Here is a 13,256-nt window from a genome sequence, read left to right as displayed (position 1 = left end):
GCATTATTTATCCCATTCAAATCGAAGTAAGTTGCAAAAAGGCCGTATTTTTGCAAGCCGAAAGCAGACTGAATTTCCATGATCGACATTCTTAAAAAGACCCTGTTCTCCACAAGACTTATGGCTGTACTATTTGTGGTTTTTGCTGCGGCAATGGCCATGGGTACCTTTGTGGAAAGTTGGTACAGTACCGAAACAGCCCGAATTTACATTTATAACGCCACTTGGTTTGAGGCCATCATGGTCTTTTTTGTAATCAATTTTTTCGGGAATATTTATCGATATCGACTGCTCAGTTGGAAAAAATGGCCCGTACTACTGCTACACCTATCTTGGATACTCATCATTGTTGGGGCATTTGTTACCCGATATATCAGTTATGAGGGGATGATGCCCATTCGGGAAGGAGCAACAGAGAACAGAATTTATTCGGATAAGACCTACTTGACCGCTTTTGTTGATGGAGACATTAATGGGGAAGCTAGACGGCGGGTGTTGGAGGATGCCATTTTGGTCACTCCAGAAGGTATGCGGAGCAGTTTACCATGGAAATCCGATTTTAACGGACAGCCCTTCACCATTTCGTATGTTGATTTTATCCACGGTGCTAAAAAAGGGTTGATTCCAGATGAAAATGGTACGGAGTTTCTTCAAATAGTAGAGGCGGGCAATGGTCAACGTCATGAGCATTATCTCGAAAATGGCAAAGTGGCCAGTATCCATAATGTGCTTTTTGCCCTGAACAATGAAACTGAAGGTGCGGTAAATATTTATTATGATGCCGAAAATGGTTTTCGAATCAAATCGCCGTTCGAAGGAAATTTTATGCGCATGGCGGACCAGTTCCAGGGCGAAGTGATTAACGATAGCATCCAACCCTTGCAACTTCGGTCGTTGTACAACATGGCCGGCATGCAGTTTGTAATTCCCGACCCCATCATAAAAGGAAGTTATGGCATTGTAAAAGTTCCGGACGAGGAAATAACCAAGGTGACCCAAGATGCCTTGGTAGTGGCCATTTCGGCCAATGGGGAAACCAAGGAAGCAAAGCTTTTGGGCAGCAAGGGCACCACCAACTTTTCGGAACCCATTACAGTGGGAGGATTGGACTTTTCAATGAGTTATGGTTCCAAAATTTATGAATTGCCGTTTTCCATCGAACTGAATGATTTTATCGCGGAAAAATATCCGGGTACCGAAGTAGGTTACAAATCGTTCATGAGCAAAATTACCGTTCACGATGAGCGTTCGTTCGATTATGATATTTTCATGAACCATGTTTTGGACCACAAGGGGTATCGCTTTTTTCAAGCCAGTTTTGACCCAGATGAGAAGGGGACCATCCTTTCCGTAAACCATGACTTTTGGGGCACTTGGATCACCTACATTGGGTATTTCTTGTTGTACATTGGACTGATGGGTATCATGTTCTTTGGAGAAACCCGCTTTAAGGATCTGCAACAAATGCTCGAAAAGATTAAAGAAAAAAAGAAGGCCCTTATCGCTATTGGGACACTTTTGGTAACACTTGGATCCTATGGGCAGACCCAGACTCCGACAACGGATCACGATCATTTGGTAGCTCCTACCCAAGCACAAGTGGATTCGGTCATTCAAAATACAAAAGTTGCCAAGGAGCATGCCGAAAAGTTCGGCGCCTTGATTATCCAAGATGAAAATGGTAGAATGAAACCCATAAATACTTTTGCTTCGGAATTGTTGCGAAAGTTAAGTGGGAAGAACACTTATAGCGATATGACATCTGACCAGGTTTTCCTGAGTATGATGTTGAATCCAGGCGCATGGTACAATGTGGAGTTTATTGCCTTGGGAAAAAAGGAAAATGACAGTATTCGGAAAGTGATCGGAGTACCGGAAGCCACAGAGTTTGTGAAAGCGACGGATTTCTTTGATGCCAACAACCAATACAAGTTACGTCCGTATCTGGAAAAAGCGACCGCAACCAACAATCCCTCCAATTTTGAAAAAGATTTTAAAAAAGTAGGGGAGCGGTTGAGCCTATTGAACATGGCCCTTTTTGGTGATATGGTCAAAATATTTCCCTTGTTGGATGATGAGAACAATAAATGGATCTCAGCCATGGAATATCGATCAGGTGAGTATCAAGTGCAAGACTCCTTGTACGCCAATTTCATCAGGAATTCCATTCCATTTTATTTGAATACCCTACAAAAATCGATACAAACAGGAGATTATACCCAGCCGGACCAATTTTTGGAGGCTTTTAAACAGAACCAGAAAAACCACGGTTTTGAAGTATTGCCGTCCGACAACAAAATAAAGACCGAGATCATTTACAACAAACTGGATCTGTTTAACCGATTGTACAGGTACTACGCCATGGTCGGGGTGCTCTTGTTCTTTGTACTTATCGCCAAGATTTTTAAGGAAAGAAAGTTCTTGGATGCCTTTGCCTATTTGTTGAAGGGCACCATCATTCTGTTCTTTATTTGGCACACCATTGGGTTGGTACTACGTTGGTATATTTCGGGGCACGCCCCTTGGAGTGACGCCTACGAAAGTATTCTGTATGTTTCTTGGGCCACCATGGGCATTGGTTTGGCGTTGGGACGTAAAAGTGAATTGACCATTGCGGCCAGTGCGTTTGTGACTTCCATGTTGTTATGGATTGCCCACCAAAGTTGGGTAGACCCCGCCATTGCCAATTTGGTACCTGTATTGGACAGTTATTGGTTGATGATTCACGTTGCAGTCATTGTTGGTAGCTATGGTCCATTTACCGTGGGGATGATCTTGGGTGTGGTCAGTTTATTGTTGATGGTATTGACCACCGAGAAGAACAAGAAGCGAATGGATCTTAATATCAAAGAGCTTACCGTGATCAACGAATTGGCCTTAACGGCCGGGTTGGTTATGTTGACCATAGGAAACTTTTTGGGCGGTCAATGGGCCAATGAAAGCTGGGGCCGTTATTGGGGTTGGGACCCCAAAGAAACTTGGGCATTGATATCCATAATGGTGTACGCCTTTGTGCTACATATGCGTTTAGTGCCGGGTTTAAGAGGTAAATGGGCATACAACTTTGCCTCCATTTTGGCCTTCGCCAGTATTATGATGACCTATTTTGGGGTTAATTTCTATTTGGTGGGGCTTCATAGTTATGCCAGTGGAGACCAAGTAATCACACCTTCTTTTGTGTGGTATACGGTAATTGGTGTGTTCATATTGGGAGGAATCAGTTATTGGCGTTATAAAGTGCACTTCGCCAAATAATTAAAAATTTCTTTCAACTTCGAAAAAAAATTGCATCTTTGCTTCATCATGAAGTTATAAGAATTATGTACGCGATAGATGTCACCATTGGCTTTACGCCAAAAAAGTAACCCAAACACTTCTGGGTTGTACTGACATTACCATACTTTTTCCACACATAATTCTTTTACAATGACACATCACAATACCATCTCTTTTAAAAAACTTATTCAATATTTCTGGATAGCTGTATCCGGAAAGGAAACCGAATTTACCTCCGGGAGCATTCGTAAGGCCATTTTTATGCTTTCCATTCCCATGATCTTGGAAATGCTCATGGAATCCATTTTCGCCCTGGTCGATATAGCCTATGTCTCCAGTGTGAGCGTTAATGCCGTTGCCACCATTGGGCTTACCGAATCGGTGATCACCTTGGTCTATGCACTCGCCATCGGGTTGAGTATGGCGGCCACAGCCGTTGTGGCCCGTAGAATAGGTGAAAAGGATGTTCAGGGAGCACGGATAGCCGCCGTACAGGCAATCAGTTTGGGGGTAATGATCTCGATTGTCATCGGTATCATTGGTATTCTGTATGCCAAGGATATTTTGGCCTTGATGGGTGGCGAACCCGATTTGATCGAAGAGGGTTTTGGCTACACCAAATTTATGATCGGAGGCAATATCACTGTTGTATTGTTGTTCCTGATCAATGCCATTTTTAGGGGAGCAGGAAATGCATCCATTGCCATGTGGGCCTTGGTGCTTTCCAATGGATTGAATATAATCCTAGATCCCATGTTCATTTTTGGGTTTGGGCCCATTCCCGAATACGGGGTAATGGGAGCGGCCATTGCCACCAACATTGGCAGGGGTTCTGCCGTAATCTTTCAATTGGGAATCCTATTTTTTGGTTGGGGCAAAATCAAGCTGGTGCTTCAAGATTTGGTCATCAACCTAAAGGTTATGGTTAACTTGATCAAGGTGTCTTTAGGGGGTATTGCCCAATTTTTGATCGGAACTTCCAGTTGGATTTTCTTGATGCGGATCATGTCCGAGTTCGGCAGTGAGGTATTGGCAGGATATACCATCGCAATCCGGGTAATGATGTTTACGTTGATGCCTTCGTGGGGCATGAGCAATGCCGCAGCCACATTGGTTGGTCAAAATTTGGGTGCCAAACAACCTGACCGCGCGGAGATTTCAGTCTGGAAAACCGGTAAGTACAACGCCATTTTCATGGGGATTGTTTCCTTGATCTATCTCATTTTTGCCAAGAGTATCATCACTTGGTTCAATGCCACGCCCGAAGTGGTCAAAAGTGGTGCCCTCTGTTTGCAGGTAATCGCCGCAGGCTACATTTTTTATGCCTATGGCATGGTGGTTAGCCAGGCGTTTAATGGAGCAGGGGATACCCGCACACCGACCAAGATAAACCTGATCTCGTTTTGGTTGTTCCAATTGCCCTTGGCCTATACCGCTGCCATTGTATTGGAATGGGGCGCAGTCGGTGTATTTGTGGCCATAACCTTGGCCGAGGTGGTACTGGCCATCATCGCCATGGTCTGGTTCAAAAAAGGAAACTGGAAGCAGGTACAAGTATGATGGGTTTCGTATCTTTAACCTAAAGATTGACCCATATGAAATCAAACAAGACCAAAGGAATAAATACCGTTTGTACCCACGAAGGGGAATTGGAGGATAAGCAGTTTAAAGGAGCGGTGTCTCCCCTATATATGAGCACTTCCTACCAGTTTGATGATGTTGATGTAAAACGATACCCACGATATTACAACACGCCCAACCAAGAGGCGTTGTGCAAAAAATTGGCAGCTTTGGAACATGCCGAGGCTGCCTTGATTTTTGGCAGTGGCATGGCGGCGGTCAGCACCGCTTTAATTACCTTTTTGCAAGCAGGCGACCACGTGGTCCTGCAACAGACCATTTATGGAGGTACCTATCATTTTGCGGTTAGCCAATTTGAACGGTTCGGTATCAGTTATTCGTTTACCACAGGTTGGGAAGTTGAGGATTTTGAAAAAGAAATCCAACCCAACACTAAAGTGTTGTACTTGGAAACGCCATCCAATCCTTTGTTGACAATCACCGATGTTAAAGGGGTGGCAAATTTGGCCAAAAAGAAAGGAATCCTTTCCATGATCGACAATACGTTTGCAAGTCCTGTGAACCAAAATCCCATTGACTTGGGAGTGGACGTGGTGATTCACAGTGCCACCAAATATATGGGGGGTCACTCCGATATTTGTGCTGGCGTGGTTGCTGCATCGCAAGAGCATATGGATAAGGTATGGCAGACCGGAATTTGTTTTGGTGGAAGTTTGAGCGATTACACCGTTTGGTTGTTGGAACGTAGTATCAAAACCATGGTGCTACGCGTTCGGGCACAGAACGAGAATGCAATGAAAATGGCGGAATACCTGTATCAAAGTGAGGATGTGGACAACGTGTATTATCCTGGATTGCCATCCCATCCCGGACATGACGTGGCCAAAAAACAAATGAAAGGATTCGGTGGAATGTTGTCCTTTGAATTGAACGCGAGCATTGACACCTCGTTGTTTTTCAAGCAATTGGAACTTATTAAGCCGTCCATGAGCTTGGCCGGGATTGAAAGCACCATGCTTTCGCCGACAAAAACATCGCATGCGCTAATGAGCGCAGAGGACCGTGCCAAACAAGGCATTAAGGATTCATTGATTCGGTTTTCGCTGGGCATTGAAGAAACGGAGGATTTAATAGCAGACATTGAGCAGGCCATAGCAAAGGTCAAGGCGATGTCCGTTACTGCATAATATTATGAAATTAGACATATTAGTATTCGGCGCACACCCCGATGATGCCGAATTGGGAGCCGGGGCTACCATTGCAAAAGAGGTTTCCAAAGGAAAAAAGGTAGGAATCGTGGATCTGACCCGAGGTGAGTTGGGTACCCGGGGATCCGCGGAGATACGGGATAAGGAAGCCGCCAATGCCGCCAAAATTTTGGGTATTGCCGTGCGTGAAAACATGGAATTTGCCGATGGTTTTTTTGTGAATGACAAGGACCATCAGTTGGAACTGATCAAGATCATTCGCAAATATCGACCGGAAATTGTGTTGTGCAATGCAGTGGATGATCGTCATATCGACCATGCCAGGGGCAGTAAATTGGTGAGTGATGCTTGTTTTTTAAGCGGTTTGGTTAAAATAGACACCAAAATGGACGGTGATGATGTCTGGCAAGAGGCTTGGCGCCCCAAAGTGGTGTACCATTACATCCAATGGAAAAACTTGGAACCTGATTTTGTAGTTGATGTTTCAGGATTTATTGAGAAAAAGACGGAAGCCATTATGGCCTATTCTTCCCAATTTTATGATCCCAACAGCGATGAGCCCGAAACACCCATCAGTAGCAAAAACTTCACCGATAGTGTCAATTATCGTGCTAGGGACCTAGGACGGATTATAGGTGTAGAATACGCAGAGGGATTTACGGTGGAACGGTTTGTGGCTGTAGATAGTCTTGGTGATCTGATTTGATCAACTCGCCTTTTGGTATCTTTTTTCGGCTTTGGGAACGGTAAAAAAGAAGGTAGTGCCCTTTCGTGGTACACTTTCCAACCATATTTCACCTTTGTTTTTCAGGACCATTTCCTTGCACAGTGACAATCCAAGACCTGTACCTTTTTCATTGTTGGTTCCGTAGGTGGTAATATTGGTGGAATTCTTGAAAATCTGTTTTTGAATTTCTTCGTTCATACCGATACCCGTATCCCGAATGGAAACTTGCAACATTTCCGATTTTTCCTCTGCTTCAATAGTAATAAGTCCATTGTCCGGAGTGAATTTTATGGCATTGCTCAACAGGTTTCGGATAACGATATCAATTTGATTCTGATCGGCCCAAATAAGGGGGTTCTCCGGTAATTGGTTGATAATTTTTATCGATTTGCTTCCTGCCAATTCGGATAATAGCTGAATATTGCTGACAACAATTTTGTCCAACGATACCCTTTTGGGTTTGGTGACCACACCGTTCAATTGGTTTTGCCCCCACGAAAGCAGATTGTTCAAAGTAAACGATATGTTCTCCACATCTGTCTTGAGCTTTGGAATGAAGGATAGGAATTCATTTTTTGTTATTTCACCTTCTGTAAACATGTTCAATAGACCATGCAAGGCTCCTATCGGACCACGAAGATCGTGGCCAATTATGGAAAACAACTTGGTTTTGGTCTTGTTGATTTCATGCAACTCCGCTTCCCGCTCCGCAACGGCTTGGGATTTTTCCTTGAGTTTTTTGTTCAGTCGCTTTTGAATTTTCTCACTCCTTCGAATCACAAAGGTTATGATACTCAAAATCAAAAGGATGATAATGGAAAAATAAATATAATTACGCTGTTTGGCGAGAGCGACTTGGTTTGCTTCAATCAATTCCTGTTTTTCCTGCTCATAATGCAATTTGGTCTCCAAAAGAGACAAACTTTGCTTGTTCTTGTCCTTGAACAAGGAATCCGAAAGGGATTTAAATGTTTCGAGATACGCTAGGGCCTGGGTGTCCTCACCTTTCTTTTTATGTAATTTGTACAAGGTCTCGGAACAATCGATTTGTCCTTGAAGTGCCTTTATCTGTTTGGAAAGTTCAAGGCCTTTTAGTGCATAGACATGGGAAAGACTGTCTCTACCCAAACCCAAATGCACCTTGGCCATTCCGTTCAGCAATTGAATTTTAATCCTATCGTCCTCTATTTGATCATTAAAAAGCATATTGCTCTGATCGTACCAGTATAGTGCCCATTGGTATTTTTCTTGGTCGAGGTAGATATCTCCTTTTACCTCATAGGCATACGCCAACCAATCGTATACTTTGTATTTTTCAAAAGTGCTAATGCTCCTATTAATGTTGAACATGGCGTTTTTATAATCCTTTGCATCCTTATATAAGGAAGCCATGTTACTCTGTGTTTCCGCATCAATCACCTCGTTGCCCAACTCTCTATTGATTTTTTGAACCGTGTCGTAAAACATAAGGGCGTTCTTAAAATCCTTTTGATCGGCGTATAGACCGGCAATGTTTTCGTTGAGTACCGAAAGCATTTGCTGTTGGTTTATTTGTCGGGCCAGATCTATTGCTTTAAGATTTAGGTTCAAAGCCTCAGCGTAGTTGCCTTCAAAACTATAGTTTTGGGCCAAGGTGTTCAAAATGGCGACTTCAGATTCGATATCTTCCATTTCTCTGGACAGGTCCAATGCTTGGTTAAACAGTGGCATTGATTTTTTTCGTTCCCCTTTGTTGTAATAGTAGCCTGCCATGGCATCCAATCCCTTGATCTTACCATAGTTATAATCGATGGCGTCACTGTATTCATAAGCTCTTTTGGAGATGGAATACAAACTGTCATTGTCAAGATACCTGTAAGAATAGGCAAGACGCAGCAATAAATGGATATGGGTCGTATCTTTCGGGTTAAAAGTGTGGGTCGATTCCAACCGGTGTAATCTATAGGCTAGACTGTCCCTTTTACTGGTTTGGGCACTCAATGTGGTAACAGAGAGTAGCGCGCACCAGAACACTACTAGAAGTGTTAGTAGGTTATTGCTTTTGGACGTGAAACTTTTTTCTGACAGCAAAAGGTTGAACTATTTGTGGCTAATGTAATTTTAGACGCGAAAATTGGGAATTTATTGTTGTGAAACGTCAAAAATAGTGTGTTTGGTCTTGAAAAACATGCATTTCATCGATGATTTGGACGGTTTGGTTAAAAAGGTTGCAATGAGTGGATTAGGTAAAGGGGTGTAGGTAAATTTTCAAATCGTCAAAAATAAATGGAGGGAAGTTTCAAAATATTTTGGATGAATCAATACAAAAAAGTATTTTTGCATCCGCTTTAAATGGTGGTTGTAGCTCAGTTGGTTAGAGCGCTGGATTGTGGTTCCAGAGGTCGCCGGTTCGAACCCGGTCTTCCACCCTTAAGTTGATAGAATCCCAAACCGTAAAGTTTGGGATTTTTTTATGCTTCAAAGTTATCTGTAAAGACACCGATGCAATATCGGCAATTGGTATACCTCAATGAAATGTAATACCATCTTGAACTTTTCTTCTTTAGAAGGACTAGAAAAATACTATTCTTAATTATCTGGTCTTCAATAAGTTTATTGCCCATACTGTTAAGAACAAGAATAAAAAGGGCGAAATGGGGTAGGGGTTTTAAAATTTGGGTTGTTCTAATTGAAATCCCTGTAAGTGGGATTTATTAATCTCTTAACCTCACTCAATGAACTTACCTAGAAAAATACTCATCGTTGTTTTGATTATGATGGGTTCCGTTGTCCGATCGCAAGACTTAACGGAAAATTTAAAAGTCTGGTCGGGAATAACACTGAAATATGGTATTTCAGATGATTTTGATCTCCGATTTGGCCAAATGTTCAGCTACAATGTTTCGCCTACCGAGTATAGCTTTTCCCAAACCAAATTGGCATTGTCGTATCGAATAAAGAGAAGGACCTATGTTGAAGCAGGATATGTGAACGGCTTGTTCAACGATTCGCGCTCTCTTCGTAATCAAGGCGTTAATACCGAGATGTTCGGAAAATTGGCCATTGGACGGGTCTTTGCTAATTTTTCATATCGACATGATATTGTGAAACGACTTTCTTTGAGACACGACCCCGAAATCCAATACTTTTTTAATAAACTGGAAAAATACCAAGTACGGGGCGTTTATGCTGCTCGGTTAATCTACAATGTGCGAAGATCCAGTTTGGCTCCGTATTTGGAAAACCAATTCTTCTATTACACAGGAGGTGATATCGGAAGTGGCATCAAAAGATATCGTCTTAAACCAGGTGTCAACTTTAATCCTTTCGAAGACTTTCCAATGGGGGTCTCCATATACTTCATTATTCAAAAAGAATTCAATACCGAATTCTTGCCCGAAAACGATTATAACGTATTTGGTTTTAACCTTTCATTCACCCTTAAATAACCCGCGATCATGAAACTTCATAAAATAAATCCAGCAGGTCTAAAGAAGTCAATAATCTGTAAAAATGTTACCAGTACCCTGATTGACAAATCCATTAAGCGAACCTATATGCCCAAAGCAGGTGATGTGGCCATTTTTAGGGTGAAAGAAATTGGAAAACATACTAGAATCCAGACCACAAATGGCAATAACCGATATATTTTGCCCGGCGATCTGATAATGGCCACATTTGGCAACAGATATGCGACCGAACAGTTGGAGGGCTATGTTCCCACAAAGTACTCTTCCAATTACCACATACTGGGACAAGGCGGGGTTGTTGGTAAAATGGCTTCCATCCATAACAAGTTTGAACTGATAGGCCCAACATCTTTAAGCTTGGTTGGCTATGTAGTGGACGAATCGGGCCAAGTGGTCAATTCCAAATACTTGGGCCATGAAGCCCAAATGGAATACATTTCACCCCGTACCATTCCGATTCCGAAAGTAATTCTTTCACTGGGAACAAGTATGGACAGTGGAAAGACAACTTCAGCTGCCTTTTTAACAAGGGGTCTTAAATTGGCCAAGAAAAAAGTGGCCTATATTAAATTGACAGGCACGGCTTATACAAAAGATAAGGCCATGGTTAGGGATTATGGAGCGAAAATGTCCTTGGACTTTTCGGATTTCGGATTTCCTTCAACCTACATGTGCTCTACAAGGGAGCTTTTGATTTTGTACAAATACTTGCTGGAAAAGGCCAAAAGCATTTTCCCCGATTTTATCGTTGTTGAAATAGCCGATGGATTGTTGCAAAGGGAAACCGCAGCATTGCTGAAAAACAATGTTTTTGCCGAAAATGTGTATGGTGTGCTGTTTTCTTCGGCCGACAGTATCAGTGCGATTTCCGGAGCCAATATGTTGAAGGAACTCAATTATAACATTATTGGGGTCACGGGACTTTTTACGACCAGCCCTTTGTTGGTAGATGAAGTACGAAAGCAATCCGAATACAAAGTATTGCTGGGCGAAGATCTGATGTCAAAAGAAATAATCGATACTTTAGGGCAAAATATAAAACCGGAAATTTTTGAAAACAAAGTGGCAGCTAATAACGGACTTTGCTAAAAGCAACAGCTACTTGTTTTTTGCCACTTTTTTAAGTGGCCTCATCTACAATGTGCTAACATTGCTGATTCCCATCAGTATTGGGAGGTTTTACGAATTCAATTTCGGTTTTTCCTCGCATAGATTGCAGATTATTAAATCGGTCCCTTTTATCAATACCAAGGATTTTACCGAATTTCTGATCTTCTTTTTCTGTATCGTGGGTATTCGCTTTGTGTTCGAATATATCAATAAATACCTCATAGGGCTTATATGCGAAAAATTCGCAAAGGATCTACGGGAAAAATTGTTTGCCCATCAACTGCAGATAGCCTCGGAAGTTTATGATCACAAGGGTATTGGTAAATATTTGCTCCGGTACAGCGGGGATTTAAGCAGTATCCAAAACTATATTTCCAGGGGGTTGTTACGATTTACACAAGACGTTTTTTTGATAGGCATCTTGCTGGTCGCCATTGCATACATCGATGTAAACTTGGGTCTTATTTTAACGGGATCCATTGTGCTATTTTCCCTAATCCTGTTTTTCATCAATAAGTTGTTGTACGTTACTTCTGTAAAGCGCAGAAACAAACGTTCGCAGATGTTGTCTTTTATCAATACACGTTTAAGAGGCATCCATACCATAAAGGCGTTCAACAAATATACCCCAGAGGAAAAACGATACAGAAAGCGCTCCGAAGAACTACTGGAAATAGGTAAGCAATACCAAAAAGTGTCCAGCGCCATACAGGCGGTCATTCCTGCATTGACCTATTTCATGCTCGGAATTTTGATGACCTACATGTATTATATCAAAAGTACCAAAGATACCACGGTGGACCAATCGGCCCTGTTGATATTGATACTTTTGATCATCTCTTTCCTTCCCATATTTAGAAGGGTACTGCGGGTGAGCATTGTTTGGAAACTTGGGAACATCTCGTTCGAAAAATTGATAAATATTTTCTCTTTAAAGTCCGAAAACACCTTGGAGTTCCAAAATGTGGACTTGTCGAAAAGGAAAATAGTGTTCAAGGAAATTTCCTTTGAATACCCCAACTCCGATCGAGAGGTTTTTAAAAATGCGTCTTTGCTCATTGAGCCGAGGAAAACCACCATCATTATTGGAAATTCGGGTGCCGGTAAAAGTGCTTTTGTGGGTCTTTTGCTCAAAATGTACCTTCCCGCCAAAGGAAGCATCACGTATGGTAGTTATACAATTGATCAACTTTCGGAAAAGACCATTCGTAAAAATATTGCCGTTGTATCCAAGGATTTTCCACTTTTTGGAAAGGACGTTTATGAAGCTATCGTCTATGCCAGAAAAAAGGATAAAAAGCACAAGGCGGCTTCCCTTTTACAAGACCTTCAACAATTTGAGCACCCCAAGGATATGTTGACGCTAAATGATAGGATTGGGGACTTGGGCAACATTTTGACCGGCAGTCAAAAAAAACTATTGATGTATTGTCGCGCTCTTTTGACCAATAAGCCCATTTTACTGATCGATGAGCCCTTCAAAGAATTAAACCCTGCTACTCGGGACTATATCAAATCCCTTTTGAACGGACTTAAAAACAAAAAAACAATCTTAATGCTGGATAAAAACCCGATTGAAGGGTTGACCCCTGATCGCAGCTATGTAATAAAAGAGAACAAGTTTGTAGAGCAGCAATGACAATTCTTAAATAGATATACTTAAAGGTGTCCTATTTTGGTGTGGCTTTGGTGCCAATTGTTTGCATAACCTTAAATGGAATACGTCCCAAGTTCAACTGCTTGGGATTTTTGTTACGTGAATTTTTAAATTTTAACCACTTTCTTTTGCCTTTTTTCCATTCGTCAATTCAAAAAGGCCATCCATCAATTAAGCCCCACTATACACATCAATTGGATTATTTTCCCACACAACCAGCGATTTTTCTTTATCGACCAATCAGAACA

The 13,256-nt window shown here is 41.9% G+C and carries 8 protein-coding genes and 1 tRNA gene; 8 read left to right on the top strand and 1 reads right to left on the bottom strand.

Annotated elements, in window-relative coordinates:
- The first annotated feature begins 78 nt into the window (after positions 1-78).
- The 4 genes from EO131_RS04105 to bshB1 all read left to right on the top strand — a co-directional run bounded on the left by EO131_RS04105 (position 79) and on the right by bshB1 (position 6,771).
- Complete coding sequence (locus tag EO131_RS04105) at positions 79-3,255, top strand: cytochrome c biogenesis protein (protein ID WP_127019190.1); 3,177 nt, start codon at positions 79-81, stop codon at positions 3,253-3,255.
- A 171-nt stretch (positions 3,256-3,426) separates the two neighbouring features.
- Complete coding sequence (locus tag EO131_RS04100) at positions 3,427-4,836, top strand: MATE family efflux transporter (RefSeq protein ID WP_127019188.1); 1,410 nt, start codon at positions 3,427-3,429, stop codon at positions 4,834-4,836.
- Between the two features lie 35 nt (positions 4,837-4,871).
- On the top strand, positions 4,872-6,044 hold the full coding sequence (locus EO131_RS04095; RefSeq protein WP_127019186.1) for a trans-sulfuration enzyme family protein: 1,173 nt from the start codon (positions 4,872-4,874) through the stop codon (positions 6,042-6,044).
- Between the two features lie 4 nt (positions 6,045-6,048).
- On the top strand, positions 6,049-6,771 hold the full coding sequence (bshB1, locus tag EO131_RS04090; RefSeq protein ID WP_127019184.1) for a bacillithiol biosynthesis deacetylase BshB1: 723 nt from the start codon (positions 6,049-6,051) through the stop codon (positions 6,769-6,771).
- Here bshB1 and EO131_RS04085 read toward each other — a convergent pair whose 3' ends face one another.
- On the bottom strand, positions 6,772-8,862 hold the full coding sequence (locus tag EO131_RS04085; protein ID WP_127019182.1) for a tetratricopeptide repeat-containing sensor histidine kinase: 2,091 nt from the start codon (positions 8,860-8,862) through the stop codon (positions 6,772-6,774).
- A gap of 263 nt (positions 8,863-9,125) precedes the next feature.
- Here EO131_RS04085 and EO131_RS04080 point away from each other — a divergent pair.
- The 4 genes from EO131_RS04080 to EO131_RS04065 all read left to right on the top strand — a co-directional run bounded on the left by EO131_RS04080 (position 9,126) and on the right by EO131_RS04065 (position 12,990).
- Positions 9,126-9,201 (top strand) — tRNA-His (locus EO131_RS04080).
- Between the two features lie 305 nt (positions 9,202-9,506).
- Positions 9,507-10,220: a hypothetical protein gene (locus tag EO131_RS04075; protein ID WP_127019181.1), complete on the top strand. Its 714-nt coding sequence runs from the start codon at positions 9,507-9,509 to the stop codon at positions 10,218-10,220.
- A 9-nt stretch (positions 10,221-10,229) separates the two neighbouring features.
- Complete coding sequence (locus tag EO131_RS04070) at positions 10,230-11,330, top strand: hypothetical protein (protein ID WP_127019179.1); 1,101 nt, start codon at positions 10,230-10,232, stop codon at positions 11,328-11,330.
- Complete coding sequence (locus tag EO131_RS04065) at positions 11,293-12,990, top strand: ABC transporter transmembrane domain-containing protein (protein WP_127019177.1); 1,698 nt, start codon at positions 11,293-11,295, stop codon at positions 12,988-12,990. The genes EO131_RS04070 and EO131_RS04065 overlap by 38 nt, the downstream gene beginning before the upstream one ends.
- Positions 12,991-13,256: the final 266 nt, after the last annotated feature.

This window comes from Flagellimonas beolgyonensis, assembly GCF_003992615.1.
GTDB classification, from domain to species: domain Bacteria; phylum Bacteroidota; class Bacteroidia; order Flavobacteriales; family Flavobacteriaceae; genus Flagellimonas; species Flagellimonas beolgyonensis.
This window is presented reverse-complemented; position numbering and strand designations above follow the sequence as displayed.